A 26,295-nucleotide genomic window follows, 5' to 3' on the forward strand; every position below is an offset into this window, starting at 1 on the left:
CGGTCACCGACCACCGCGGGTAGCTCCCGATGGGCAACGGTCCACACACGTATCACCACCGGGTCGTGGACACCGATCCCGGGCCGGGTTCACCCCACCCATTCCCAGGTGGCGGTGCGCACCTCCGAATCCGGTTCCCGCGACAGTCGCACCAGCAGATGACGCTCGGCCAGGTGCTCGACCACGCCACTGCCCCATTCCACCACGACCACCGCGTCGTGTAGGTCGGTGTCCAGATCGAGGGCATCCAGCTCGTCCAGGCCGCCACCGAGCCGGTAGGCATCGACGTGGACCAGCGGGACCGGCGGACCATCCGGGCGCACCCCGGCCCGATGCCGACGAGCGATGATGAAGGTCGGCGAACTGACCCGGCCCTCGACACCCAGACCGGCCGCGATACCCCGGGTCAACGCGGTTTTGCCCGCGCCCAGCGGACCGTCCAATACCACCAGATCACCGGCGCGTAGGTCGCGCGCCAACTCCCGCCCCAGCGCCTCGGTATCGGCAACGGTGGGCAGCGTGCGGTGCTGCCGGGCGAGTGCGTCCTCCGTCCGCGTCCGCCGTTCGGCACGGTCAGCCATCGGCCACCGCCCGCGGGTCGTCCTCGTCGACCACACCCGCCCGGACCAGCAGCCGGTCCAAGGCGGCGTCGACGATCTCCGGATACTGCAACTGCGGCATATGCGCGGCGTCGGGAACCCGCACCAGTTCGCAGTCGGGCAGTTCCTCGGCCAGGGCGCGCGAATTGCGGAACGGTATCACCAGATCCCGTCCGCCACCGACCACCAGCGCCGGGATCCGCGCCAATACCGGCAACGCCGCCGATTCGTCGTGCAGTTCCAACGCCTTCAAGAACTTCACGATGGTTTCCACCGCGGTGCGGTCGATCATCATGGTGGTGAACCGCGCCAGGCTCGGGCTCACCGGACCGTGGAACGAACTCACGTGCAGGACCGGGGTGATCACATGCCGAGCGGCGACCCGACCCGCCTGCACCAGCGCGGGAGCGACCCGCACGGCCAGCCGGAATCCGTCGATCGCCGGATTGCGCAGTAACTGTCCGACTCCCGACGAGGTCACCTCCGTAGCGGAGGTGCACAGCAGCGCCACCCCGCGCACCCGGGCGGCGAACAATCGGGGGGCGCGGGCCGCCGCGGCGAGTACGGCCATCCCACCCAGGGAATGCCCGACCAGGATCAGCGGACCACGCGGTGCCAATGCATCGATGACGGTGAGCAGATCGTCACCGAGCTGGGTGACGGTACAGCGCGCGGTTTCCGGGGTGCCGGAACGACCGTGACCGCGCAGGTCGAACAGCACCAGCCGCAATCGGGAGCCCCAACGCCGCGCCAGATGCCGGCGCTGGAAATGGAAGGACTCCATGCTGTTGCAGAAACCGTGCACGAAGACGACGGTGGCAGGTGCGTCGCCGGGCCCGCATTCCCGGGTGGCCAGGCAGACACCGTCGTCGGCGATCACCTCACCGGGGCGGTCGGCGTCGATCAGGCCGAAGTTTTCGTCGCGGTATCGATCCGGGACAGGGGGCCACAGCACCTGCGAACCGGCGCGCCGCAGGGCATGCAACCCGGCGAGCGCGCCCACGGTGCCCACGGTGGCCAGACCGCCACGTAACAGGGCGGACCAGGGCTTCACCGCCCATCCCCCCGGTAGCCGCGCACAACCCGACCGCGGGGCGCGCAGACGATCTCATAGTGGATGGTGTCGAGCAGATCCGCCCAATCCTGGGCACGAGGCTCTCCCGACGCGCCGGAGCCGAACAGGATCGCGGTATCCCCCTCGACGACACCGGCGGCATTGTCGCCGAGATCGACCACCAGCTGATCCATACACACCCGTCCGACATTAGGCCGGCGCGCACCGCCCAACCAGACCTGCATCCTCCCACCGAGGGGGCGGAAGACCCCGTCGGCGTATCCGGCGGGAATCAATGCCACGGTCGTATCCGCGGGGGCGACCCATTCGTGTCCGTAGGAGACCCCTTCGCCGGCGGCGATCCGCTTGACCAGGGTGACCTCGGCCTGGAACGTCATGGCCGGCACCAGACCGAAATCCCCCATATCGGGCAGCGGGGTGAGCCCGTACACCGCGATACCGGGCCGGACCATATCGAAGGCCAGATCCGGGCGGGTGAGCGTGGCGGCCGAATTCGCCAGATGCACCAACTCCGGCTCCAACCCGTGTTCCTTTGCGGTGGCGATGGCCTCCAGGAACCGGTCGCGCTGCACATCGATGATCGGATGATGCGGCTGGTCGGCGTGGGCGAGGTGGGAGAAGATGGCCCGGAAACGGACCACCTGCTCGTCGACCAGCTTCCGCAACGTCGTGAGCACCGTCGGATATTCGACCGCGGCGATGCCGTTGCGGTTCAACCCGGTGTCCACCTTGAGCGTGACGGTGGCGGTGCGGCCCACTCGGCGCGCCGCCGCCGCGACCGCCAGCAACTGGCGCTGCGAAGACACCCCTATCTCGATATCGGCGGCGATGGCGGACGCGTAGTCCGCGTCGGCCACATTGAGCCAGCACAGCACGGGCGCGGTTATCCCCGCACTCCGCAACTGCAACGCCTCCTCCACCGTGGTGACACCGAGTTCGGCCGCGCCCGCCGCCAAGACCGTACGCGCCACCTCGACCGCGCCGTGGTTGTAACCGTCGGCCTTCACCACCGCCATCACGGCGGCCCCATTCGCATATTCGCGCAGAATCCGCACGTTATGCGCGATGGCATCCAGATCGACGATCGTCTCCACTTGCGCGTTCACATCTGCCGATCCTGCCATCTCCGCCGAACCACGCGGTACGCGCCACCCGTGGGTCCCCATATCGGCTCGGGATCGAACGACCGACAGACCACACCGGGATCAGGAAGCGTGACGCAACGCGCGTAGTGTGCGGACGGCGTCGGGCAGATGCCGCAGCAGCGGGGTGGCGGAGATGGCGGCGGCGTCGGGACGACCGGAATGCGCGGCGATATTGGCGGCCAGGGCATGGGCCCGGGCGGCGGCGGCCGCGGCCCAGGATGGCTCGTGACCGGCGGCGAGCAGGGCGCCGATCACTCCGGCCAGCACATCACCCGCCCCCGCGGTGGCGGCCCAGGACCCACCCGCCTCGTTCACCAGGACCGGACCACCGTCGGGTGCGGCTACCAAGGTGGCACGACCCTTCAACAGCACGGTGACCTGCCATTCCTCGGCGAGCGCGCGAACGGCGGCCACCCGATCGGGGCCGGGTTCCCGGCCGGTCAGTCGCGCGAACTCACCGGCGTGCGGGGTCAGCACCGTGGGGGCGGAACGTCCGCGCACCAACTCGGGTTCGGCGGCGAGCAACGTCAAACCATCCGCGTCCACCACGACCGGCAGTTCACCGGCGAGTAGTTCGGCCAGCCGATCGCGCGCCGATCGGTCGGTGCCCGCGCCGGGGCCGAAGACCCACGATTGCACGCGCCCGGTGTCGGCGAGCTCCCGCGCGGCCACGACCTCCGGGTAGTGACCGACCACCTCGGCCGCGGCCGTTCCGGTGTAGCGCACCATTCCCGAGGTGGCGGCGACCGCGCCGCCGACGCACAACACAGCCGCGCCCGGATAGGTCGCGCTACCCGCGCAGATACCGGTGACCCCCTGGGTGTATTTGTCGTCGGCGGGGCCCGGCACCGGCCACCGGGCACCGATATCCGCCGGTTCCGGCGCCACCAGCATCGGCCGGGGCAGCCGTAATCCGATGGGTACCAATTCGATACGCCCGCACCACGGCGCGGCCAGGGCATGCACCGGCTTATGGGCGCCGAAGGTGACCGTGACCGCCGCTCGAACCGCCGGCCCGGTGACCGCGCCGGTATCCGGATCCACCCCACTGGGCAGATCCACCGCGACGATCGGAGCATCCAGGCCGGCAACAATTTCCGCGGCCCGCGGCCGCAACGGCCCCTTACCGGAGATACCGACGATGCCGTCCAACACCAGATCGACGGCGCCGATCTCGTCGACGATCCGGCCACCGTTTCTCCGCAGCGCCGCAAGCCCTTCCGGATGCGCCCGGTCCGGGTTCAGCAGCACGGCCGTCACCGCCACGCCGCGCCGACGCAGAAACGACCCGGCCCACAGCGCGTCACCGCCGTTGTCGCCCGAACCGACCAGCAAGGCCACCGAGCGCCCTGCGATACCCCCGGTACGGGCCCGCAGTTCCGCGGCCACCACCGCGGCCAACCCGTAGGACGCGCGCCGCATCGGCACCCCGGCGGCCACCCGGGTGAACAGTTCGGCCTCGGCTGCTCGCACCTGCTCGACGGTGAAGTATCCGCGCCCGCCGGCCATGCGCACACCTCCATTGTTCGTTGAGCGGTATCGCGAGCAGACTACGCTTGGCCGTCATGTCCCAGCGTCATCGAACCGTCTCCATTCCGATCACCGGCCTGGTCCTGATCGCGACATTGCTGTCCGGGTGCGGTTCCGAGGAGACGTCTTCCTCTCCCGGCGCCTCGCAGACCGAGACGCCGGGGACGACGCGAATCGACCGGCCCACCGGAGCGGGCACCACGGTCACCGTTCGGGTCACCGACCGCAGCTTCGTCCCCGCCGAATTGACCCTGTCGGTGGGCGACACCGTCACCTGGCAGTTCGACGACAGCGCACCGCACGGCGTCCAGGGCATCGGCGACAAGGCGATGGGGATCAACAGCCCGCTGTTCGAAAAAGGCGAGTGGAGCTACACCTTCACCGTCCCGGGCAGGTACCGCTACCTGTGTCCGATCCACCCCGGTATGCAGGGCACGATCATTATCGAGTAGCGGGGGGCGATCGCCCGAATCGGGCGATCGCCGTATCGCTATTCGACCGTGACCGACTTGGCCAGGTTGCGCGGTTTGTCCACGTCGTAGCCGCGCGCCTGCGCCACCTCGGCGGCGAAGATCTGCAACGGCACCGTCGACAACAGCGGCTGGAACAAGGTCGGCGCGGACGGTATCTCGATCAGATCGTCGGCGAACGGACGAACCGTCTCGTCACCCTCCTCGGCGATCACGATGGTGCGCGCACCCCGAGCCTGGATCTCCCGGATATTGCTGAGCAACTTCGAGTGCAACACCCCGCGCCCCTTCGGCGAGGGCATTACCACGATCACCGGCAGCCCGTCCTCGATCAGCGCGATCGGACCGTGTTTGAGTTCACCGGCGGCGAACCCCTCCGCGTGCATGTACGCCAGCTCCTTGAGCTTGAGCGCACCCTCCAACGCCACCGGATACCCCACATGGCGGCCGAGGAACAGCACCGTCGACACATGGGCCAACTCCCGGGCCACGGCCCGCACCTGCGGCGCTGTCTCCAGCACCCGGCTCACCAGTTTCGGCATCGCCTCGAGTTCGCTGAACTCGCGCGCCACCTCGTCCGGGTACTTGGTGCCCCGCGCCTGCGCCAGCGCCAGACCCACCAGGTAGTTCGCGGTCACCTGGGCGAGGAACGCCTTGGTGGAGGCGACACCGATCTCCGGCCCGGCCCGGGTGTAGAGAACGGCGTCGGATTCACGGGGAATCTGGGCGCCGTTGGTATTGCAGATCGCCAGCACCCGCGCTTTCTGTGTCTTGGCGTGGCGGACCGCCTCGAGAGTGTCGGCGGTCTCACCCGACTGGGAGACCGCCACCACCAGGGTGGAGCGGTCCAGGACCGGGTCGCGATAGCGGAACTCGCTGGCCAACTCCACCTCGACCGGCAACCGGGTCCAGTGCTCGATGGCGTATTTGGCCAACAACCCCGAGTGGTAGGCGCTGCCGCAGGCCACGACGAACACCTTGTCCACATCGCGCAGTTCCTGGTCGGACAGCCGTTGCTCGTCCAGCACGATCCGGCCGGACCCGGCGGGGCTCTGATCGAAGTGCCCGATCAGAGTGTCGGCGACCGCCGCGGGCTGCTCGTCGATCTCCTTGAGCATGAAATAGTCGTGGCCGCCCTTCTCGGCGGCGGCGAGATCCCAGTCGATGGTGAACGGCCGGATCTGCACCTCCTCGCCGGAGCCGGTGAAATCCACGACCCGATAGTCGTTCGCGGTGATCACCACCGCCTGGTCCTGCCCCAGTTCGACGGCTTCACGGGTGTGCTCGATGAAGGCCGTCACATCGGAGGCCACGAACATCTCACCCTCGCCGACACCCACCACCAGCGGGGTGGAACGACGGGCGGCGATAATCATGTCCGGGTGGTCGGCGTGCGCGAACACCAACGTGAACGCGCCTTCCAACCGTCGCAACACGGCCAGTGCACTGGCCGCGAAATCACCCGCGGTCGGCCCTTCGGCGTATGCGCGGGCAACCAGATGCACGGCCACCTCGGTATCGGTATCGCTGCGCAACTCGATCCCGGAGTCCTCGAGCTCCCGGCGCAACGGGGCGAAGTTCTCGATGATGCCGTTGTGCACCACCGCCACCTTGCCGCCGAGGTCCTGGTGAGGATGCGCGTTGCGATCCGTCGGCGCCCCGTGGGTGGCCCAGCGGGTGTGCCCCATACCGGTGGTCCCGGCGCAACGGCCGGGCTCCGATCCGTTCAGTTCCGCTTCCAGATTCGCCAGCCGACCGGCGCGCTTCTCCACCGCGATGCCACCGGCACCGTCGAGAATCGCCACACCGGCGGAGTCGTAGCCGCGGTACTCCATGCGGCGCAAGGCGGCGACAACGACGCTCAAGGCGTCCCGGTACCCGACGTACCCCACGATTCCGCACATGGCTCACCAGAGTACTTATCGGATAACGTTCACGTCGTGTCGGCGTCTGTGAAATCACTTCTGAGCACCCTGACGGTCCGCGGCCCGCACCGGGTGCTACGCGGCAACCTGGCCATCGCGGGCCAGCCCGGTGTCGTCTACACCCCGGAAACCGGCCGGGACCTGCCCGCCGTCGCCTTCGGACACGGCTGGCTGACCGGCCCGAACAACTACCGGACCTTCCTCGAACACCTCGCGTCCTGGGGAATCGTCACCGCCGCACCCGATACCGAACGCGGCCCGGTCCCCTCCCACCGCGGCCTGGCCACCGACCTGCTCACCACACTCGACATCTGCACCGGCGTCCGACTCGGTGACGGCACCATCACCGTGCACCCGGAGCGGCTGGCCCTGGCCGGACACGGTATGGGCGCCGGCGCCGCCGTCCTCGCCGCCGCGCAGCGCCGAGTGGCCGCGGTCGCCGCGCTGTTCCCGGCGCCGACCTCCCCCGCCGCGGAATCCGTGGCCCCAGAGATCGACACACCCGCCCTGATCATCACCGCCTCCGGCGATATCGACTCCCTCGCCTCCAACGCGGTTCCGCTGGCCTGCGCCTGGGGCGGCCCGTCGATCCTGCGCACCCTGGACCACGCGAGCCGCAACGGCATAATCGAGGGCCGGCGCATCCCGGCCGCACTGGGCGGCGGCAAACACGAGGCCAAGACCACCCGGCTGACCCGTGCCCTGCTCACCGGCTATCTTCTGCACACCCTGCTCGGCGACAAAACCTATGCGCCGTTCACCGACCCCACCACCAAGATCACGCGCACACACGTCATCGATCCCGAGGCAGCCCGAGCGGAGGCCGAAGAGGACAGACGGCAACCGCCGGCCCTGGTGCTCGCTCAGCTGCTCGAGACGCTGCGGAAGTAACGGGGTTCACACCAGCCAGCTCGAGCGGCGGTAGTACTCCGCCTCCTCGTCGCCGTCGTCGTCGATGGGGGTGACAACGTTATTGGCGCGGCGTGCAGCGGCGGAGCGGGCCATGGCCTCACGCTGTTCACGAATCTCTTCGTCACGCAGCCGGTAGCTTTCGTCGACGCGCGGAACCTGCGTGTCGGCCGCCGGCCGCGGCTGTTCCACCGACGGCTGATCCCGCACTTCGGCGCGCTTGGTGGCCGTTTCCTGAACGTGCTGTTTCATCGCCGCCTGGATACGCTGGGCCGATTGCTCGTTCAGCTCACGCATTTCAGCCGCTGATCTGCGCTTCTGCTCTTCCAACGTGGCCAACAGGTTTCGGGTGAGCCGCTCCGCCTGGCCCACGATATCGTCGCTGTGGTTCACCATCCCGATCCTCCTCGGCCACTGCCTCTCGGATACCGCCGGCGTATCACAGCGGGCCCGCCTCGGCGAGGCGCACACCACTGTCGATCGGCGCGGCCGGTGGCGGGGACTGCGGTTGCTGTTCCCGCTCTGGTTCTTCCTCGGGTTGCGGCGCCGATACGGACTGTGGCCGGTGCTCGCCGTCTTCTTCCGTACGCCCGCTCGGAGCAGCCGGGGCCACGGACGGCTGCTGCAAGGGCTGCTGTTCGGTTTCCCCTGAATCGGTGGACTCGGGTGCGGACTCGTCGCCCTCCGGCTCTCCGTTGAGGAAAACCGGTTCGCCATTGTCGCCGAGCCCGATCCGATACTCCTTGGACTCACCGTCCGCACCGGTCAACACCAGCTTCAACCGACCGTCGGGGCCCATTTCGAGTTTGACGCTCTTATCGCCGAGTACGAGTGCCGCCGACTCATCGTCGGACTTTTCATCCTCGTCCTTGTCCTCACCCTCGGAAGCGTCCTCGTCTTCGGAATCCGGAGTACCGTCACCATCGGTGTCGAGGTACTTCTCGGCCTCCTCACGCAATTGCTCCAAGGTACTGGCGACCGTATCGCCGATATTCTGGTCCCCCGTTCCCAGCAACTGCCCCAGCCCTTGCTGCACCGCCTGACCGATTCCCGTGACCAAGGATGCGGCCTGAGTCCCCAACTCACTCAGATTCGACAGGGCGCTGAGCGGATTCTCGGCACTCGGTGTCGTGGTACTCGATGGAGTCGTGGAAAGACCGGGGGTGCTCGGCGTACTCGTCGACGTGCCCGGACTACTCGGCGAACCGGGTTGAGTCTGCTGGGATGGATTCTGTGGTTGCGTCGACTGCGGGCACGGGTACGGGGCCTCGTTCAGACCCGAGAACGTCGCGATGATCTTGTCGTACTGCTGGTTCACCAAATCGTCGGTGTTCCTACACGCTTGCTCGAAGATATCGGCCTTCTGCTCGTAGCCTTCTTTGAATTTGTCCATCCAGGCCCGGCAGTGATCTTTTATCTCGAAGAGCACCGGCGACATAGGCGTCACTATGCCCGCCATCGGAACCGAGAGGAAGAAACTGAGACCCCCCTCGAATCCGTAATTGATTCCGGGAAATATTTTCTCGATCTTGTACAGGATCGATCCGGGGTAAAAAGTGGTGAAACCGATACCCCGGGCACCCTGGATAATAACGTCCACATCCTCGGGAGTCTTGCCATCCCACTTGATTTCACGGCCGTTCTCCAGGATGTTGATCACCACATCGTATTTGTGCTTGACCGCCGCCCGTAGCGCAGTGGATGTGCCCTCCAGCGTTTCCTGGATTTTCTGTACAGCGTTGATATCGCTGTTTGCCATGGACAACTGGGTCGTGATCATGTCCAATGCGTTGGCCGCACCCTGTCCGGACCAGATCGATGGCAGGTTCTGCGCCCATCGGTTCTGTTGATCGTGTTGCGGACGCGTCTTTTCCAGTACTTCCTTCAGCGTACTCGCGGCATGTACGAACTTGTCCTCGTTCAAGCCGTTCTGCTGATAGAACATCGCGTGCAACTGTTGATAAGTGGGAACACTGCTCACTTCGGTGTCTCCCACCCATTTGCGATACAGCGGCTCGAAATGCTCGAAAAAGAGGAGGGCGTGCGAGGCCTCGTCGAGCATCTGTGTGACGGACGAATTCATTGTCGCGGAGGGAGAATTGTTCTCTGCCATGGCGTTCAGCTCGCCGCCTTCTGATTCTGGTTCGCATTCTCCCGGTCGACGTTGGAGAATTCCACCACGCTCTGGCCGATGGCATCACCGGTCAGATCCGTGGCTTCGGACCAGTTGTTCAGCCAGGCCTGCACCGCCTCGAGGCCGCTCTGGATCCGCTTGCCCTTCTCGGAGTAGGCGTGACCCACATCCCCAGGTCCGACCATATTGGTGGATACCTTCTCGCCCTGAGCCTTCACCACACTCGCGCTACTGCGAAAATCGTTCGCCATCTTCCCCAGCGCATCGGGCTCCATACCGACCGGCTGTCCCGTACTCATGGGTCGTCCCCTCCATCCTGCACCGCCTCTACCGGGCCTCCCGTAAAGCCGAGCGGCATCTACTGTTTACTTCGACGCGCCCCATGGCGATTCGGTTCCCCTCCGAACCGGAAACAGCGATATCGCCTCGGGCGGCTACTACTCCCCCAAGGTTCCCTGGTCGGTCTTGCGCCACTCCCCGGTGCCGTCGGGGTTGCGGTGATACTCCCAGGAGGAGTAGTCGCCATCGCTGTCGACGATGCTCGCCCGGTCGGCGAGCCCGTCGAGATCGGTATCGGTCCACACCGACGAGACACCGCCATCGATGGCGGTGATGGTATCCGGGATGCCGTCGCCATCGATGTCCTGGGTGGGATGGGTCAGTTCCACCGGACCGAGCCCCTCCAGTGACGAGGACGCGTCGAGACCGGACGTATCCACACCCGGAAACTCGCTCGGGACGACCATGGCTCCTCCTGAACGGCCTTGTGACAGCAGCGGACCGGCGCGGACCGCACCACTCCCAATACTGTCATCCGAACGTTCCGGACGCAGCCTCGGTCACCGCTGTTTGGGCATCAACAGCCACAACGCCAGATAGATGACGAACTGCGGCCCCGGCAACAGGCAGGACAGGACGAACAGCAGGCGGACGATGGTGGAGCTCCAGCCGAAGTATTCGGCGATACCGCCGCATACTCCGCCGATCCACTTGTCGGTGGTGGATCGGGCGAAACGGCGGGCCGGCGCGGTCATGGTGTTCCCTTTCGGACGCAATGGACTTTCCCTTTCCACCATCCGTGAATCCGGGCCTTCGCGCATCGGTCCCGCTACCGAATCGCACCCTGATTTCGTTCGGTGCGGTATCAGGGTTCTTCCCCAGTCCGCCGGGACACGCCGATCTACTACACCCCCGCGACCAGCTTGGCGATATCGTCGGCGAGCAGTTCGGCCCGGGCGCGGTCGGTGGCCTCCACCATGACCCGGACGAGCTGCTCGGTACCGCTGGGCCGCAACAGGATTCGGCCGGTGTCGCCGAGCGAGAGCTCGGCCTCTCGGACGGCCGCGCGCACCTCGGGCGCGGTGGTGGCGGCGGTTTTGTCGGTAACCGGAACGTTCACCAGCACCTGCGGTACCGTCTTCAGCACCCCCGCCAGCTCGGTCAAGGAGCGACCGGTCGCAGACATTCGGGCCATCAGCTGCAATCCGGTGAGAATCCCGTCGCCGGTGGTGCCGAACTGCGGGATGACCACATGCCCGGACTGTTCTCCGCCCAGGCTGTATCCGCCGCGCCGTAGTTCCTCCAACACATAGCGGTCCCCGACCGCCGTGGTGCGCACGGTGATCCCGGCCTCCCGCATGGCGATGTGCAGGCCGAGATTGCTCATCACGGTGGCGACCAGGGTGTCCTCCACCAGGGTTCCCGCCTCCCGCATGGCGAGCGCGAGAATCGCCATGATGGCGTCGCCGTCGACGATTTCCCCTGCGGCGTCCACCGCCAGACAACGGTCGGCGTCGCCATCGTGGGCGAGCCCGAGGTCGGCGCCGTGCTCACGGACCGCGCGACGGATCGGGTCCAGATGGGTGGAACCGACACCGTCGTTGATATTGAGCCCATCGGGTTCGGCATTGATCGCGATCACCGTCGCTCCCGCCTCCCGGTACGCGGCGGGAGCGACCTCCGAGGCGGCGCCGTGCGCGCAGTCCACGACCACGGTCAGCCCGCGCAGGTCCCGTCCGGTCGCCTCCACCAGATGTTCGACGTATCGCTCGTGGGTGCCCGCGAGGTCGTACTGTTCCGGAACATCGAGGCCGTGTTCACCGGCCCGGGGCGCGTTGAGCACCCGCCCGATCCCGGCCCCGGTGGGCCGGACGAGATCACCGGAGGAAGCCAGGGCCTCGATTCGGTCCTCCACGGCGTCGTCGAGTTTGAGACCGCCCGCGGCGAAGATCTTGATGCCGTTGTCCGGCATGGGATTGTGCGAGGCGGAGATCATCACACCCAGGCACGCGTCGTATAGGTCGGTCAGATAGGCGACCGCGGGTGTGGGCAGCACCCCCACCGAGAGCACATCCACCCCGGCGGCCGTCAGACCGGCGGTGACCGCGGCCTCCAGCATCTCCCCGCTGGCCCGTGGATCTCGGCCCACCACGGCCACTTTGCGGCGGCGACCGCGCGCGTCCGCACCCAGTATCTGCGCCGCCGCGCCGGACACCCGGAGCGCCAGCTCCGGACTCAGCGAATCGTTGGCGAGCCCGCGTACCCCATCGGTACCGAACAAACGTCCCATATCTGCCCTTACCGGCGATTGCCCTTATCGGCGTTGTCGAGGTTCTCGCCGAGCACTGCGGCCCGGCACGCGTTCCATAGCATGAGAGCAGGCAGCCGGCCGGAGCCGGTTGCCTGCTCTCATAGCGGCTGCCGCCGAAACCGCACCACCACCCGGAAAGGGGGCGCGACCGAGAGGCGGTGGCAGCGGCAAAGCCGAAATCAGCGCTTCGAGTACTGAGGCGCCTTGCGCGCCTTCTTGAGACCGTACTTCTTGCGCTCGGTGGCACGCGGGTCACGGGTGAGGAACCCGGCGCGCTTGAGCGCGGGACGATCCTCGGGCGCGGCCACGATCAGTGCACGGGCGATGGCCAGGCGCAGCGCGCCGGCCTGACCGGACGGGCCGCCACCGTGCAGGCGGGCGAGCACATCGTAGGTCTCGGTGCGCTCGACGGTCACCAGCGGCGACTTGACCAGCTGCTGATGCACCTTGTTCGGGAAGTAGTCCTCGATGGACCGGCCGTTGAGGACGAAGTTGCCCGAGCCGGGCACGAGCCGCACCCGGACCACGGCCTCCTTGCGGCGACCGACGGCCTGCACCGGCCGATCGATCGGCGCCGGGGCAGCGTAGGTGTACTCCTCGACGTAGCCTTCACCGGTGAGGACCTCGGCGGCGGCGTCCTCGACGACCGCCTCGTCGTACTCGTTGTATTCCTCGGGAGCGGTCACTGGGCCACCTGCTTGATCTCGAACGGAACGGGCTGCTGCGCCGCGTGCGGATGGGTCGGTCCCGCGTAGACCTTCAGCTTGCCGGCGATGGAGTTGCCGAGCTTGTTCTTGGGGATCATGCCCTTGACGGCCTTCTCCACCAGGCGCTCCGGTCGGGTCTGCAGCACCTGCCCGACAGTGCGGGACTTCAGGCCGCCGGGATGCCCGGAGTGCCGGTGGATGAGCTTGTCCTGCTTCTTGTTGCCGCTGACGGCAACCTTGTCGGCGTTGATGATGATGACGAAGTCGCCACCATCCACGTGCGGGGCGTAGGTCGGCTTGTGCTTGCCACGCAGCAGATTCGCTGCCTGGACGGCAAGACGGCCGAGCACTACGTCAGTGGCGTCGATGACGTACCACTTGCGGGTCACGTCACCTGCCTTGGGGCTGTACGTAGGCACAGTGTTTCCCTGTCTGTCGTCGGTGCTGCCGGCCAGGTGCGTGGTCGAGGTGGCCCCGGCGGCCGGTTGAGACCCGGGCCTCGATGTACTCCACACACCGGCAGGCCACGATACCAGCCGAGAATCACACCGGGGCACACGCCTGTGCCCGCAGGCCGCGGCACGGCGAAACCGTGCTCGGCACACACGGGCCGAGCGGATCCCGACCCGACTAGATATCGATCGGCGGACCGGGATCGACCGCGCCCGGCGGCCCGGGTATGAGGTAGCGGAGGGTATCGATCCCCGCTTCCACACAGTCCTGCACCGAACCATCGCGGGCGGCGGTCGCGTCGGAGCGCGCGGGCGGGGTGCCCGAGGGATCGGCATCGTCGACGCGATCGCTCGTCACCATGCCGCCGGGGACGATGTCGTCCTGTGGGTCGATCATCACCCAGGGAGCGGGGGAACAGCCGACCGGCGTGATAACCGAAGACACGATCCGATCCGACCCGACCACGGCGGACCCGAGGTCGGTGTGCACGCTCATCGGAGCGATGACCGTGCCCTGGGACGGCAGGGCCACCACCGCGAGGGCCATCGCACCGACCACCGAATGGGCACCGAACAGATTGTCCTTCATCTTGTCCCAGATCTTGCCCCTGTGCTGCGAATGTTCGGCGACGGCGAACTCGGCGTGTCCGTGTCGATCTTCACCGCGTTCCCCCACCCGGACGGGCCGAGCGGCGGACATGTCCGCAGAACTCATCCGAACGGTCGGATCATTACCCCCGTCCGGACCGGCCGGGCCATGCGAGGAATACCCTCCCGGCCCGGGTGCCGGCTGTCCGGGGTCGCCTCCCTGCTGCGGCGCGGGCCCCGGCGCACGATACTGCGGCCCACCGCCGGGCGGATAGTGGCCCGGTGGAGTGGGATATCGTGGCGGCTCCGGCTCCGCGGGGTGACCACCCGGCGGCTCGGCGGCGTTCTCGTTGAGCAGCAGATGGGTGGCGCCGAGAACCAGCGCGTGAATGGGATGGTCGGCGGCATGGAACCGCTGACCCAACTGGTTGCGGAACGCGAACTTCAACCGTTCGTTGCCACTGGCGTTCCCGGCGAACAGCACGCTGGAGGTGTCGGCGCCGATCTGCCGCGCCGCGGCCATCACCTCGATCACCATATCGTCGGCTATCCGGGTCTCCCGGGCGGCGTCGGGATTCAGCTCCAGTTCCGTCGACGCGGTGGGTTGTTCGTCGTCCCCGTGCACGGCGACCACCAGCACGGTGCGTCCGTCGCTGTACACACCGGTCGCGCCGGTTCCGTTCGGCGACCGGCCGTCCGGCGGCCGAACCAGACCCAATGCCCGCATATACCCCGACAACGCGATGGACTCCGGGATCGGTTCGACCGCGACGCCGAGCTGCTCGACCAACGCGCAGTAGAGGTCCACCTTCTCGTCCGGCCATCCGTCCGGGTACGGCAGGGCGAGTAGATCGGGTTTACCGCGCAGGTAGGAGCCCACGGCGGCGAGCGGGTTGTACAGCCGGGCACGGAACACCAGTTCGGCGGGCCAGGTCGCCCCCGCGACCACGATCTGCGCATGTCCGAGGATGTCGCGGACATCCGAGATCGCCAGTCCCAGATCGGGCCGTCGCTCCACACCTGCGGTGTACAGCCGCCCGGAGGAATCGGCCAACAGATACGCCGGGGTGGTGTAGCTACCCTCGACCTGAACCGGACGGATGGGCATCCCACCACCACCCGCGGCCACGGACACCACATCCCACCCGAGATGTATTGCCCCTATTCGCACCGTCACAGGCATCAGTGTGCCTGGTGGGCGCGCGACACGCTCGTCGCCCCCACGGACTCGCGGTCGACGCACCGCTTCGGCCCCGTTCCCCCGTTCACGCGGCCGACTTCCGCAACCGCAGGCGATACCAGGTCAGTACCGCCATCACCAGGGTGAGCGCGGCCAGCACGCCGACGTCCAAGGTCCAGATGTCCTTGCTGTGCTCCCACAACGAGTCCTGCTGGGCCTGGATGAACAGTTCGCGGATGTTCACCGTCGCCGCGCCCGCCGCATAGCCCCACCGGGCCGGGAACAGCCAGGACAGCTGTTCGAGAACCACCCGATCGGTGACCGGGATCATGCCACCCGCCATCACCAACTGGCACATGATCGCCACCACCAACAATGGCATCACCTGCTCGTTGGATCTGGCCAGACTCGACAGCAGCAGCCCGAGCACCACACAGGACACCGCCGTGACGGCGATATCGATGTACAGCTCGGCGGAGCCGGAGATGAGCATCACACCTTCGCCCGGCGGCTTCTTGCCGAGAAGGACGAATCCGACCAGCACGGCCGATTGCAGCAGCGCGAAAACGCTGAACACAACGACCTTGGCCAACAGATATGACGAGGGGTGCAGTCCGACGGCGCGCTCCCGGTGGAAGATGGTGCGCTCACCGACCAGATCGCGCACGGTCAGCGTGGACCCCATGAAGCAGGCGCCCAGGATGAGCACCACCAGCAGCTGCTGACTCTCGCTGCCACCGGTGGGGATGAACGAACCGTCGTCGGTCTGAGTGAGCGGTCCACGAGCCAGACCGTTGTCCCCCGGCACGACCAGAGTCAGAGCTCCCAGCACGAATGGCAGGAGGATCAGGAACGCCAGATAACCGCGGTCGGCGAGGACCAGCCGCATCTGTCGCCGCGACAGGGTGGAGAACTGTTTCCAGCGGCTCGATTTGGGTGGCGAACCCGTACCGCCGGGCGGCCTGGACGGCGGCGCCGGAGGTGTCGCGTTCACCGCCTGCCGCGCCCGATAGGCGGCGAACGCCTGATCCGGGTTGGCCGCCACATCGGCGAAGATCTTCGCCCAGTCGCCGGTGCCCAGCGCCGCTTCCACACCGGCGGGGTTGCCCGCGTAGGCGGTTTTACCGCCGGGAGCCAAGAGCACCACCTGATCGCACATGTCCAGGCAGGCCACCGAGTGGGTCACCACGATCACCACGCGGCCCGCGTCGGCCAGTTCGCGCAGCATCATCATGACCTGGCGATCCAGCGCCGGATCCAGTCCCGAGGTGGGTTCGTCGAGGATCAGCAGCGAGGGACCGGTGAGCAGCTCCAAGGCCACCGACGCGCGTTTGCGCTGGCCACCGGACAGCCGGTCGACTCGGGTGTTCGCGTGCTCGGTGAGCGATAGTTCCCGCAACACACCGTCGATCACCTGCTGCCGGTCGGCCTTGGTGGTGTCCGGCGGCAGGCGCAGTTGGGCGGCGTAGCCGAGGGCCTGACGCACGGTGAGTTGCCGGTGCAGCACATCGTCCTGCGGCACCATACCGATTCGGGAGCGCAGCGCCTCGTACTCGGCGTGCAGATTGCGCCCCTCGAAGGTCACCACACCGCCGGAGGGTTGGGTCGTCCCCGCGATCAGCCGGGACAGTGTGGACTTACCCGCTCCGGACGGGCCGATCAGCGCCGTGAGGGTACCCCGTCCGGCCTGCATGTTGACGTCGACGAGCAGTTGTTTGTTGCCCTCGACGGTGAACCCGACCCCGTGCACCTGCAGGCCCTGCTCGGCGACCGGCCGTTGCCGGTGCACCAGGGTGCCCTGCTGTACCTCGAAGTCGACATTACCGATGGTGATGATGTCGCGTTCGTGCAGCAGCGCCCGCTGCTGCCGAATGCCGTTGACGAAGGTTCCGTTGGCGGAGCCCAGGTCCTCGATGGTGAGGCCCTCGGCGCCGGCGACGAGGCGGGCGTGTTTGCGGGAGGCGAGCGGATCGTTGACGACGATCTGGTTGTCCGCGGTACGGCCGATGGCCAGCCCGCCGGGCGGCAGCCGGTCGGCGCGGGCGACGGGTTCGGTACCGGTCCTGGCGCGCACCGGCGGCATGGCCGCGATACTCGCCTTGGCCGTCATGTTCATGGTGGGTGGCGACGGCGGTACGGGTTGCGGCCCGCTGCGCGGCGGCTGGGAGATGGGTCCGCTGTGCGCCGGGATCGGCCGGCTGTGCGGTGTCGGCCCGGCCGGTGGCCGATGTCCGGTGGGCGTCGACCGACCGTGTGGCGGGGTGTGGTGACCGGCCGGCGGGCCGGTATGCGGGGCCGAAGGTCGGGGTCCGGCCGGACGCTGCTGCGAGATCGGGGTGTGGACCTGCGGGGCGGGCCCACTCACATGTGGTTGCGGTGTCTGCGGAACGCCGGTCGGGATGAGCGACAGCAGCGGACCGATGAGGGCGTCACCGAGCCTCACCTGGGTCGGCCGATCGATCTGCACGGGCCGGGTTACTCGCCGCGCATCGACGAAAACACCATTGGTACTGCCGTTGTCGGTGAGCACCCAGGCGCCCGACTGCCAGGCGAGGGTGGCGTGCACCCGCGAGACCAGCGGACTGTCGACGAACAAGGTCACCTCGGGAGCACGTCCCAGGGTGATCCGTTGACTCGAATCGAAGACACGTTCGGTTCCATCATGACGCACTGTTATGGTGCGTACCCCCGGTGAAGACATGCAGCGGATACTATTCGATCATCGGGACATGGGAGGTGCCCCTGGTTTCGGCGTGAAGTCCGGTCCGCGTCCACTCCATCCGAACGGACGCTCTCGGCGGTCATGCGCGACCGATCGCCTCGGGGTGCCCACCGTTCGTTCCGGAGAGCCACACCAGACGCCCCCAGGGGCCGACGAGGGGGAGTTCATGCCACGACTCCGCGCCACCGCGATCATCGCCGTTCTGCTGTGCGCCCTGGCTCTCTCCGCGGGATGCACCCGGTCGGTGGGCGGCCATGCGGTATCCGTCTACGACGATCCGTTCAAAGTGGCCGGATTGCCCACCACCAGCGGCCCGAACGGCCCCCGCCCCGATGTCGAGAACAGTTCGCTGACCGCCTACAACTCCGACGGCGGAGAGATCGACACCCTGGCCCTCAATGCCGTCGAGGACATCCAGGAATACTGGCGCGAGCGCTTCGACCAGGAATTCGACGGCGAATTCCGCCCGGTGGAGAAGCTGGTTTCGTGGAGCGCCAAGGCTCCTCGCGACAGGTCGATCGAGTTCTGCACCGAATCGACCCACCGCTTGATCAACGCCGGCTACTGCCGGCTGGACAATTCCATCGGCTGGGACCGGGCACTGTTGCTCCCCACCATGGCGGAGACCTTCGGGCAGATGTCGGTGGTGATGGTGTTGGCCCACGAGTACGGACACGCCATTCAGACCATGGCCGAGATCGTCGAGCGAGACGAACCGGTGATCGTCAAGGAGCAGCAGGCCGACTGTTTCGCGGGGGCGTTCATCCGCCATGTGGCCGAGGGCAACTCCAAGCACTTCACCATCAACACCTCCGACGGCCTGAATTCGGTGCTCGCCGCCACCGTCGCCATTCGCGATTCCGATCCGGACGACCCCGACAGCGTGCACGGTTCGGCCTTCGAACGGGTCACCGCCGTGCAGATCGGTTTCACCGACGGCCCTCGAGCGTGCGAGGGCATCGATATGGCCGAGATCGAGCAGCGCCGTGGTGATCTGCCCCAGAGTTTCCGCAACGACCCGGGTGGGGGCGAGTATCCCATCACCCAACAGGCGTTGGTCGAACTCACCAAGGCCTTGGATGTGATCCTTCCGCTCCCGGAGCGCCCGACCTACAGCTACAGCGGTTTCACCATCGACTGCGCGGACGGGCCGAGCACCCGCCCGGTTTCCTACTGTCCGACGACCAACACCATCGCCACCGATGTCGACGCACTCGCCGCCCGCGGCGATTCCGACATCGACCCCGACGACCCGCTGCCGGTCAAGGTGGACGGCGACTACAACGGCTATGTGGTGTTCATCGCCCGCTACGCGCTGGCCGTCCAGCACAGCAAGGGCCAGGATCTGGTCGGCGCCAAGACCGGTCTGCGCACGGCCTGCCTGTCCGGGGTGGTGACGGCGAAGTTGGCCGAGCCCGGTCGGGACCGAGGCGATATCACCCTGGCGGCGGGTGATCTGGACGAGGCCGTCTCGGGACTGCTCGCCGACGGCCTGGCGGCCAGCGATCTCGAGGGACGGACCGTGCCGAGCGGTTTCGCTCGGGTGGACGCTTTCCGCGCGGGCGTCCTCAATGGCGAAACCACCTGTATGTCAAGGTATTCCGACTGATCGCGCCGATCACGCAGGGCCCCGACGAGCTAACCGAACGGTGGGGGCGCGGCCGGTTCGAAACGCAGCATCCGGTTGCCGATCGAGATCTCGGTGCCCGGCACCAACACCATGGGCACATTGGGCAGGAGCCTCACCCAGGTGGGCTGTCCGGGTAGCCGGGTGTGCGTACCGTTGGTCGACCCCCGGTCCAGCAGGGTCACATCCCAGTTGACCAGCAGCAGCTCGGCATGCGCCCGCGACATTCCGCCGGAGGTGTCCGGTATCCGCAGCGGTACGAGTCCGCGCCGCGCCTGCTCGGAGTGTTCGGGATCGCGCCCGATGACGGTGTCTCCGGTAATGAGATAGGGCGTGCCGTCGTCGAGGACCAGCATGCCCAGCGGCGGACGCACCACTTCGATCAGCGGCTGGGTCTGGTCGACCGGGATACCGCAGACGGTGCAGAACGCCGAGCGCGGGTCACTGGGATGCGCACGGGCGCATTTGAAACCCAACACCTTCCCGGTCAGAGCCGTGCCCTTTGCGGTGGCCTCGGTGCGACGCCGCAGTTCCGGGTCGACCGTCGGCGACGAGGTCGGTCGGGGGGAAGGCAGACTGTCGGCATGCTCGGTGGCGGCCCGGTGCAGGTCGGGAATATCGGCCCCGTACGACTCGGGAGCGGGTACGGCCATCGGCGCAACGGGGGTGTCGGTGGTTCGCCTCGGTGGTACGGCCGTGGAATGCCTGCCTCCGGTCTGTTCGAGACCCGCGGGTTCGTTCCGGTCACCGGATCCGGTGGGTGCCGTTTCGGCGCCGGATTCCTCGGTCTCGGCGGCCTCGACCATCGCCGCGCCGCGCCGGTACCGCGCCCGGTCCGACCACAGGATCGCCCCGCCGGCCTGGGCGATCCCTTCGACCAGCCAACCGATTCCGCGTTCGGCCGGCAGTTCGGGAACACCGCCCGCGGCATCGTCGACGAAAAGAGCCGCCGCGTGGGCCGGTATCGCCACGGCACGCTCGACGGTGAACGGGGCCTCCCGGCCGCGGTGGTGCTCCACTCGCTCTCCGGCACATACCGCGGTGACCGCCCCGTGGAGGAAGATCGTCAACCGGTCCGGGTCGGCGGCGGCCAGGATGCCGAAATCGAGAGACTGCGCCGAACCGATCCGTCCGGCGTCCCGCATCAGCCAGCGGGTCGCGGCCCGGGTGATGGATTCGCCGGAGTTATCCGGTTCCCGGGCGTTCACCTCACGGATCACCTGCACCAGGGCCTCCGCCACCACCACAGCCGTGGACTCCGGGTGTGGGCGCCCCGCCTCCCGGTGGGCGACCAGCACCAATACACCCGAGACCAGCGCCAGGACATGGCTGCCGGAGACGACCTCGACCTGCCGATTCCTCATGGGAATCGGCCTCCACCACGATCGCGGTATCGGTTCGTCGCCACTCGATCAGGGTATTGCACGCCGTTGCGACAACCCGCTCCCCATCTCGACCGCGGTCCGGTAATTTCGTGAGCAGTGTCGAGAGGAGCGAGAGGCCGCAATGTTTCGGACATCGCAGACCATTGCCGTCGTGGCGGCCGCGGTTCTGATGGGCACTCTGTCCGGATGCGGTGGGACAACAGGTGTTCCCACAGCCGCCGAAATCGATGTGCGAACCCTGGCCGTCGGTGATTTCCCCACCGATCGACACACCTATCCACAGGATGCGGTGGACAGCGGTCCGGTGTTGGAGGGTATCCGAATGGCGGAAGCCCTCGCCCCGGCGGTGGAGATCGATTCCTCGCTCGAGTACGGTCGCGGCAGCCTACTGGTGCCCGATTCGCAGACCGCGATCAAGTTTTTGGCCGGTGTCTCCAAGCCGGTGCTGGACAAACGCGGGATGGTGGTCGGTTACGGGGCCAGCGGCGCCGACCGACCCGATCCGCAGGGACAATCACGCCCCACCCCCGGCGCCACCGTGGTCACCACGGTGTTGCTCCGCTTCCCCGATGCCTCCGGTGCGCGCCTTGCGGCACGGGAACTCGAGGACGCCGATATCGGCGTGTCGCCGGAGAACCGCGCCCTGAGCTCCACCGAGCATCCCACCGCGTATATCCACTGGCGGCCCGGCATCCCGACGATCGGCTCGTTCCTCGCACACGAGGAATTCGTGGTCTCCTTGTTCATCCAACGACCGAGGGCCGACAGCGCCGATCTGGTGGACTGGGTCGACAAGACCTACACCGCGGTACTCGACCGGCTGCGCAAGTTCGACCCGACCCCGTTCGACGAACTCGACACACTGAAGGTGGATCCGGAAAATCTGCTCGCCCGGGTCGTGGTGGCCGATCGTGAGGGACGGACCCCCGATCCGAAGAACTTCGCCGTCTACGGTCCCACCTACATGATCCATTCCGCGTATCGCCAGCGCGAACGACGACGTCTGCTCGAGGAGTCGGGTTTCGAGCGGATCGCGCTCGTCGACAACGGCTCGGTCACCCGAACCCGGGACGCGGCGGGCGCCGAACGGCTGCTCCGGGGGCTGGTCGACACCGTGGGTGATCACTACGACACACATACCGCCCCCAGCGATGTGCCCGACGCGAAATGCGTGCGGCTCAACGATGACGGCGACCCACAGCGCGAATACCGATTCCGCTGCTTCGTGCTGTACAAGCGTTATGTGGCCACGGTGTCCGGCGACAACGAGACCGAGGTGCGACAGAAGGTCGCCGCCCAGTACGCCCTACTGGCCAATAGCCTCTGAGACGGTCTCTGCGATCCCCGGACGCCGCCCCTTCCCGAAACGCTTCGTCCTATACGTCCGAATCCGTTGTGGTGTCGAGCTTCTCGCGCCATGTCCCAGTTTGGCGCACAGCCTAAGGCCAGGCTAACCTGAGCGTGTTCCATCTCACAGCGAGGCAGCACGCCGAAGCCGCCGCGTAGCCGATCACCCGATGCGTTCCACGCTATGCTGCATCGCTATCACCACGCGGCACTTAGGTAAGCCTTGCCCCAGCTGAACAGAAGCATTAGCTTCGCAGATCGAATCGTCGCCTCCGCTTTTCGACCCGATGCGAAGAAGGGAATACCTGGTGAAAAGCGTTCTTCCCGAACGTAAAACGCTTCACCCACACAGTATCGAACACCGTGAGCTGTCCCCCGCGACCGGACAGGCCGTCCGCGAGCTGGCATATGAGATCGCAATCACATTCGACCCCGCCCCCGGCGCCACCGCACACACCCTCACCGATCCTGCATTGATCGAGCGGATCACCGCGCGCGCGGGCGAACTCCCTGCCGAGGCGCGGATGGTCATGCGTCCCCCCACCACCGCCACGGGCGCCACGGTGGTGCACGGTCTCCCCCTGACCGACGACGAATGCGGCCCCACCCCGCCCGACTGGCGGATGGCCGCGCGGTGGAGCGGCGATCCGGACCATCGGTCGTGCTCGTTCCAAATCGATATCGCCATGCTGTTGCTGGCCACGCTCGCGGGCGAACCATTCGGCTGGCAAGGGCAGCAGAACGGCCGCCTGGTCAACAACATCATCCCCGCCATCGGCCACGAGGACGAACAGTCCGGGGCGAGCAGTAGCACACTGCTCAGCCCGCATACCGAGGACGCGTTCCACCCACGGCGCGCCAATCTGCTGATGCTCGCCTGTCTGCGCAATCCCGACCGCGTCGGCACCACCGTCTCGTCGGTGCGGCAGGTGGAACTCGATGCCCGGCAACGTCGTATCCTCGGCACCCCCACCCTGCCGATCCTGCCCGACGTCTCCTACGGATGCGGCTTCGACCGGGCCACCGCACCCGCCGTGCCCACCATCTGGTCGGAAAGCGACGAATTCGAAACCGATACCACCCCCGATGATCTCACCCTTCGCTTCGATCCCGCCTACACCCCACTCGACGCGGCCGACCCCGATTTCCGAGCCGCATACCGACATTTGGAAGAGGAACTGGAACGAGTATGCATCCTGGCCGTCCTGGAACCCGGTGAACTGCTGCTCGTCGACAACGACGTCGCCGTCCACGGGCGGGTGCCGTTCACCGCGCGCTACGACGGCACCGACCGCTGGCTGAAACGTGTGAACATCCGGTTACCCGAACGCCGGCGCCGCCCAACCGAATCCAGGGAGAATGGATACGGTCAGCAGATCGTCGCCCCCTTCGGGGCGGCCCGGCCGGAAACGGTCGCGGCACAGACACAGCGGGACGGCACAGATGATCGAGGATCCGTTGAGCACACGTGACCGGACGACCCCCCTACGGGTGCTGAGCCGCAGCGATCTCGCCGATGTCCCCATTTCCCCCGCGGAAGTGGTACGCGCGGTGGAGGACGCGTATATCGCCCTCGCCGCCGGTGATTCGGATAATCCACGCAAACTCAGTGTGGCCAACCCCGATGGATGGTCGGTGGCCTACGCCATGCTCGGACGCGACGGCCGGCGCCGGGTGGTCGCGATGAAGACCTCCTACAAATTCGATCCCGGACACGATCGCAGCACCAAGCGCTACTACACCACCATCACCCTCTACGACGACACCACCGGCGCGCCCATCGCCATGATGGATTGCGCCCGTGTGGGCGCACTTCGTACACCCGCGGTCTCGGCGTTGCTGGTCCGCGAGACCGTGCGCCGGGAAGCGGACAGCGCACTGATCATCGGCACCGGCACCCAGGGCCGCAACGCACTACCGCATCTACTTGCCGCCAACCCGCAGCTGCGCAAACTCATGCTGTTCGGCACCCACCCCGAGGGAATCGAGGCGGTACACCGGGAACTGGCCCGCCACCAACCGCACGCGGTGCTGCAAACCGTCGACGACCCCTATGCCGCGGCCCGCACCGCCGATGTCATCCTGGCCACCGCCGGCCCCGGCACCGAGGTCGCCGTGGAATCGACCGACCTGAAACCGGGTGCGGTGGTGGTGCTGGTCGGCTACGGACTGGCCCCCTCGACCCTGCACGATGCCGACCGCGTAATCGCCACCAGCGCCGCGCAAATGGCGTTGACCGGCACGGATATGGCCGATGATCAGGGTGTGCTGCGTGGGGTGGACGCCGAGCTCCCGCAGATACTCGCCCGCCGAGCGGTGGCCCGACGTCATGAGGACGAACGAATCTTCGTCTACAACAGCGGATTGGTACTCACCGATATCGCGGTCGCGCACGCCCTCGCCCAACGCGCCATCGCCGAAGGCCGAGGCACGGAGGTCGCGCTGTGGGATTGAGCCGGACCGAAACGGTATCCGCCGACGGCGACGGCCGGCCCTCGAGCGAGGGTGCTCCTGCGGATGACGATCCCGCCCGGCCGAGTACGGCGTCCCCCACGCGGTCGGATCACGCCGGGACCGTGGCCCTCCCGTTACCCGCGCATCGCGATCCCTGGGAACGGCGCGTCTTCGATGATCCGAACCTGTTGGACGATATCGCCTTCGCGGTGGGCGGCCCGTTCCATTTGATGTATCCGCCGCGAGTGGGCCGCAATATCCGCGATTTCCACCGGGCATTCGAGGCCGCGGGCATCCGGGGGACCGTCTATTTCGGCAAGAAGGCGAACAAGGCCCGCTGTGTGGCCCGCGCCTGCGCCGAATACGGCGCGGGGGTCGATGTCGCCGGGATCGGCGAGCTCACCTCGGCCCTGGCGCAGGGGGTGCGCGGCGCGGATCTCATGGTGACCGGACCGGAGAAATCCGACGACCTGCTGTGGTTGGCCGCGCGGCACGGCGCGCTGATCGCCCTGGACACGCTCGGCGAACTTCACCGGCTCGCGGCCCTGGACATTCCGACACGGGTGCTGCTGCGCGTGCTACCGACCGCCTCGACCAGTCGGTTCGGGATGACACCGGACGAACTCGACCGGGCGGTCCGCGACGCGCACGATCACCCATCGATTCGGCTCGCGGGCTTCAGCTTCCACCTGTCCGGATACGACTCGATCCCCCGCGCCGAGCTGGCCGCCGAGCTGATCGACCGCTGTCTGGCCGCCCGCTCCGCGGGGCATCCGGCCGATACCATCTCGATCGGCGGTGGCTTCGGCGTGGATTATGTGCCGGCGGCCGCCTGGATAAAATTCCGCGAGCAGGCCACCCGCCGGTGGTTCCACTCCGGCAAGAAATTCGAGTCGTACTACCCCTACCATTTCCCCGACCCCGGCTCTGCCATGCTCACGGCGATCCTCGACCACGGTGGGCTCGCCGATCGACTGCGCCGCGCGGGAATCGGACTCGCCATCGAACCCGGACGCGCCCTGGTCGACCGTGCCGGTAGCACCGTGTTCCGAGTGCAGGGGGTCAAGATCCGACACGAGCACGGGCAACCATATCGCCTGCTCACCGTCGACGGATCCAGCCTCAGCCTCTCCGAGCAGTGGTTCGACAGCGAATACCTGCCCGATCCGCTGCTGTGGCCCGACCGCCCCGGTACACCCACGCCGACGGTGGTGGGTGCCGCGACCTGTTTGGAATCGGACATGCTCAGTTGGCGCCGAATCCCGCTACCGCGCCCGGCCGAACCCGGTGACCTGCTCATCTATCCGAATACCGCCGGATATCAGATGGACTCGAACGAATCCATGTTCCACGAACTGCCCATCCCACCGAAGGTGGTACTGCACGACGCACCGGGTGGTCGTTTCCGCTGGACCTTGGACGCCGGTTGAACGGTCGCCGGCCGTCCGTCCGATAA

At 67.2% G+C, this 26,295-nt stretch carries 23 protein-coding genes; 7 read left to right on the forward strand and 16 right to left on the reverse strand.

All coding sequences use genetic code 11. From position 1 onward, the window contains the following. Positions 1 to 89: 89 nt before the first annotated feature. The 4 genes from tsaE to ON32_RS17745 all read right to left on the reverse strand — a co-directional run bounded on the left by tsaE (position 90) and on the right by ON32_RS17745 (position 4,328). The gene (gene tsaE, locus ON32_RS17730) at positions 90 to 581 is read right to left on the reverse strand and encodes a tRNA (adenosine(37)-N6)-threonylcarbamoyltransferase complex ATPase subunit type 1 TsaE (RefSeq protein ID WP_083874602.1); all 492 of its coding nucleotides are present in this window, start codon (positions 579 to 581) and stop codon (positions 90 to 92) included. After that, entirely contained in the window at positions 574 to 1,653 is a 1,080-nt protein-coding gene (locus tag ON32_RS17735) for an alpha/beta fold hydrolase (protein ID WP_051133380.1), read from the reverse strand. The genes tsaE and ON32_RS17735 overlap by 8 nt, the downstream gene beginning before the upstream one ends. Next, a complete protein-coding gene (gene alr, locus ON32_RS17740; protein ID WP_083874617.1) occupies positions 1,650 to 2,798 on the reverse strand; it encodes an alanine racemase in 1,149 nt (382 codons plus the stop codon). Before alr ends, ON32_RS17735 begins: the two co-directional genes overlap by 4 nt. Before the next feature lie 81 nt (positions 2,799 to 2,879). After that, positions 2,880 to 4,328 carry an NAD(P)H-hydrate dehydratase gene (locus ON32_RS17745; protein ID WP_040792071.1) on the reverse strand — a complete coding sequence of 483 codons (1,449 nt, stop codon included), beginning with the start codon at positions 4,326 to 4,328 and terminating at the stop codon, positions 2,880 to 2,882. A 56-nt stretch (positions 4,329 to 4,384) separates the two neighbouring features. On the opposite strand from ON32_RS17745, the gene ON32_RS17750 reads away from it, so the two are divergent. Further along, positions 4,385 to 4,801, forward strand: coding sequence for a plastocyanin/azurin family copper-binding protein (locus ON32_RS17750; protein ID WP_040792072.1), 417 nt, complete (start codon positions 4,385 to 4,387; stop codon positions 4,799 to 4,801). A gap of 38 nt (positions 4,802 to 4,839) precedes the next feature. Here the strand turns inward: ON32_RS17750 and glmS are convergent, their stop codons facing one another. Continuing rightward, positions 4,840 to 6,723 (reverse strand): glutamine--fructose-6-phosphate transaminase (isomerizing), encoded by a 1,884-nt coding sequence (glmS, locus tag ON32_RS17755; RefSeq protein WP_040792073.1) that lies wholly within the window; start codon positions 6,721 to 6,723, stop codon positions 4,840 to 4,842. 36 nt (positions 6,724 to 6,759) lie between these two features. Between glmS and ON32_RS17760 the strand changes: the two genes are divergently transcribed. Next, positions 6,760 to 7,635 carry a poly(ethylene terephthalate) hydrolase family protein gene (locus tag ON32_RS17760; protein WP_051133381.1) on the forward strand — a complete coding sequence of 292 codons (876 nt, stop codon included), beginning with the start codon at positions 6,760 to 6,762 and terminating at the stop codon, positions 7,633 to 7,635. A 6-nt stretch (positions 7,636 to 7,641) separates the two neighbouring features. Here the strand turns inward: ON32_RS17760 and ON32_RS17765 are convergent, their stop codons facing one another. The 10 genes from ON32_RS17765 to ON32_RS17810 all read right to left on the reverse strand — a co-directional run bounded on the left by ON32_RS17765 (position 7,642) and on the right by ON32_RS17810 (position 18,005). After that, positions 7,642 to 8,049, reverse strand: a complete 408-nt coding sequence (locus ON32_RS17765) for a hypothetical protein (RefSeq protein ID WP_040792074.1) — start codon at positions 8,047 to 8,049, stop codon at positions 7,642 to 7,644. Between the two features lie 43 nt (positions 8,050 to 8,092). Then, positions 8,093 to 9,736, reverse strand: a complete 1,644-nt coding sequence (locus tag ON32_RS17770; RefSeq protein WP_157224228.1) for a hypothetical protein — start codon at positions 9,734 to 9,736, stop codon at positions 8,093 to 8,095. A 35-nt stretch (positions 9,737 to 9,771) separates the two neighbouring features. Then, positions 9,772 to 10,086 (reverse strand): hypothetical protein, encoded by a 315-nt coding sequence (locus tag ON32_RS17775; protein WP_157224229.1) that lies wholly within the window; start codon positions 10,084 to 10,086, stop codon positions 9,772 to 9,774. Between the two features lie 138 nt (positions 10,087 to 10,224). Continuing rightward, positions 10,225 to 10,533 carry a DUF6802 family protein gene (locus tag ON32_RS17780; RefSeq protein WP_040792077.1) on the reverse strand — a complete coding sequence of 103 codons (309 nt, stop codon included), beginning with the start codon at positions 10,531 to 10,533 and terminating at the stop codon, positions 10,225 to 10,227. Positions 10,534 to 10,626: 93 nt separating this feature from the next. Next, complete coding sequence (locus ON32_RS17785; protein ID WP_040792078.1) at positions 10,627 to 10,821, reverse strand: PspC domain-containing protein; 195 nt, start codon at positions 10,819 to 10,821, stop codon at positions 10,627 to 10,629. A 149-nt stretch (positions 10,822 to 10,970) separates the two neighbouring features. After that, positions 10,971 to 12,356 (reverse strand): phosphoglucosamine mutase, encoded by a 1,386-nt coding sequence (gene glmM / locus ON32_RS17790; protein ID WP_040792079.1) that lies wholly within the window; start codon positions 12,354 to 12,356, stop codon positions 10,971 to 10,973. Between the two features lie 200 nt (positions 12,357 to 12,556). After that, a complete protein-coding gene (rpsI, locus tag ON32_RS17795) occupies positions 12,557 to 13,063 on the reverse strand; it encodes a 30S ribosomal protein S9 (RefSeq protein WP_040792080.1) in 507 nt (168 codons plus the stop codon). Further along, complete coding sequence (gene rplM, locus ON32_RS17800) at positions 13,060 to 13,503, reverse strand: 50S ribosomal protein L13 (protein ID WP_040792081.1); 444 nt, start codon at positions 13,501 to 13,503, stop codon at positions 13,060 to 13,062. Before rplM ends, rpsI begins: the two co-directional genes overlap by 4 nt. Before the next feature lie 211 nt (positions 13,504 to 13,714). Further along, positions 13,715 to 15,307, reverse strand: a complete 1,593-nt coding sequence (locus tag ON32_RS17805) for a hypothetical protein (RefSeq protein ID WP_051133382.1) — start codon at positions 15,305 to 15,307, stop codon at positions 13,715 to 13,717. 82 nt (positions 15,308 to 15,389) lie between these two features. Continuing rightward, positions 15,390 to 18,005 (reverse strand): FHA domain-containing protein, encoded by a 2,616-nt coding sequence (locus ON32_RS17810; protein ID WP_040792083.1) that lies wholly within the window; start codon positions 18,003 to 18,005, stop codon positions 15,390 to 15,392. Between the two features lie 187 nt (positions 18,006 to 18,192). On the opposite strand from ON32_RS17810, the gene ON32_RS17815 reads away from it, so the two are divergent. Continuing rightward, positions 18,193 to 19,635 (forward strand): neutral zinc metallopeptidase, encoded by a 1,443-nt coding sequence (locus ON32_RS17815; RefSeq protein ID WP_040792084.1) that lies wholly within the window; start codon positions 18,193 to 18,195, stop codon positions 19,633 to 19,635. 29 nt (positions 19,636 to 19,664) lie between these two features. Here the strand turns inward: ON32_RS17815 and ON32_RS17820 are convergent, their stop codons facing one another. Beyond that, the gene (locus tag ON32_RS17820; protein ID WP_040792085.1) at positions 19,665 to 21,017 is read right to left on the reverse strand and encodes an FHA domain-containing protein; all 1,353 of its coding nucleotides are present in this window, start codon (positions 21,015 to 21,017) and stop codon (positions 19,665 to 19,667) included. A 142-nt stretch (positions 21,018 to 21,159) separates the two neighbouring features. Here ON32_RS17820 and ON32_RS17825 point away from each other — a divergent pair, with 142 nt between their 5' ends. The 4 genes from ON32_RS17825 (at position 21,160) to ON32_RS17840 (ending at position 26,269) form a co-directional block, all read left to right on the forward strand. Beyond that, positions 21,160 to 22,365, forward strand: coding sequence for a DUF7373 family lipoprotein (locus tag ON32_RS17825; protein ID WP_040792086.1), 1,206 nt, complete (start codon positions 21,160 to 21,162; stop codon positions 22,363 to 22,365). 328 nt (positions 22,366 to 22,693) lie between these two features. Continuing rightward, positions 22,694 to 23,857, forward strand: coding sequence for a TauD/TfdA family dioxygenase (locus ON32_RS17830; protein ID WP_040792178.1), 1,164 nt, complete (start codon positions 22,694 to 22,696; stop codon positions 23,855 to 23,857). After that, a complete protein-coding gene (locus tag ON32_RS17835) occupies positions 23,829 to 24,839 on the forward strand; it encodes an ornithine cyclodeaminase family protein (RefSeq protein WP_174361647.1) in 1,011 nt (336 codons plus the stop codon). The genes ON32_RS17830 and ON32_RS17835 overlap by 29 nt, the downstream gene beginning before the upstream one ends. Next, positions 24,830 to 26,269 carry an alanine racemase gene (locus ON32_RS17840; RefSeq protein WP_373284319.1) on the forward strand — a complete coding sequence of 480 codons (1,440 nt, stop codon included), beginning with the start codon at positions 24,830 to 24,832 and terminating at the stop codon, positions 26,267 to 26,269. Before ON32_RS17835 ends, ON32_RS17840 begins: the two co-directional genes overlap by 10 nt. Positions 26,270 to 26,295 lie beyond the last annotated feature (26 nt).

This window comes from Nocardia paucivorans NBRC 100373, assembly GCF_000308675.1.
GTDB classification, from domain to species: domain Bacteria; phylum Actinomycetota; class Actinomycetes; order Mycobacteriales; family Mycobacteriaceae; genus Nocardia; species Nocardia paucivorans.

Excerpts from the sequence above, each read along its gene's own strand:
- tsaE (WP_083874602.1), bottom strand. The coding sequence starts at position 581 with ATGGCTGACCGTGCCGAACGGCGGACGCGGACGGAGGACGCACTCGCC.
- alr (WP_083874617.1), bottom strand. The coding sequence starts at position 2,798 with ATGGCAGGATCGGCAGATGTGAACGCGCAAGTGGAGACGATCGTCGAT.
- ON32_RS17745 (WP_040792071.1), bottom strand. The coding sequence starts at position 4,328 with ATGGCCGGCGGGCGCGGATACTTCACCGTCGAGCAGGTGCGAGCAGCC.
- ON32_RS17750 (WP_040792072.1), top strand. The coding sequence starts at position 4,385 with ATGTCCCAGCGTCATCGAACCGTCTCCATTCCGATCACCGGCCTGGTC.
- glmS (WP_040792073.1), bottom strand. The coding sequence starts at position 6,723 with ATGTGCGGAATCGTGGGGTACGTCGGGTACCGGGACGCCTTGAGCGTC.
- ON32_RS17765 (WP_040792074.1), bottom strand. The coding sequence starts at position 8,049 with ATGGTGAACCACAGCGACGATATCGTGGGCCAGGCGGAGCGGCTCACC.
- ON32_RS17770 (WP_157224228.1), bottom strand. The coding sequence starts at position 9,736 with ATGAATTCGTCCGTCACACAGATGCTCGACGAGGCCTCGCACGCCCTC.
- ON32_RS17775 (WP_157224229.1), bottom strand. The coding sequence starts at position 10,086 with ATGAGTACGGGACAGCCGGTCGGTATGGAGCCCGATGCGCTGGGGAAG.
- ON32_RS17780 (WP_040792077.1), bottom strand. The coding sequence starts at position 10,533 with ATGGTCGTCCCGAGCGAGTTTCCGGGTGTGGATACGTCCGGTCTCGAC.
- ON32_RS17785 (WP_040792078.1), bottom strand. The coding sequence starts at position 10,821 with ATGACCGCGCCGGCCCGCCGTTTCGCCCGATCCACCACCGACAAGTGG.
- glmM (WP_040792079.1), bottom strand. The coding sequence starts at position 12,356 with ATGGGACGTTTGTTCGGTACCGATGGGGTACGCGGGCTCGCCAACGAT.
- ON32_RS17805 (WP_051133382.1), bottom strand. The coding sequence starts at position 15,307 with ATGCCTGTGACGGTGCGAATAGGGGCAATACATCTCGGGTGGGATGTG.
- ON32_RS17810 (WP_040792083.1), bottom strand. The coding sequence starts at position 18,005 with ATGTCTTCACCGGGGGTACGCACCATAACAGTGCGTCATGATGGAACC.
- ON32_RS17815 (WP_040792084.1), top strand. The coding sequence starts at position 18,193 with ATGCCACGACTCCGCGCCACCGCGATCATCGCCGTTCTGCTGTGCGCC.
- ON32_RS17820 (WP_040792085.1), bottom strand. The coding sequence starts at position 21,017 with ATGAGGAATCGGCAGGTCGAGGTCGTCTCCGGCAGCCATGTCCTGGCG.
- ON32_RS17825 (WP_040792086.1), top strand. The coding sequence starts at position 21,160 with ATGTTTCGGACATCGCAGACCATTGCCGTCGTGGCGGCCGCGGTTCTG.
- ON32_RS17835 (WP_174361647.1), top strand. The coding sequence starts at position 23,829 with ATGATCGAGGATCCGTTGAGCACACGTGACCGGACGACCCCCCTACGG.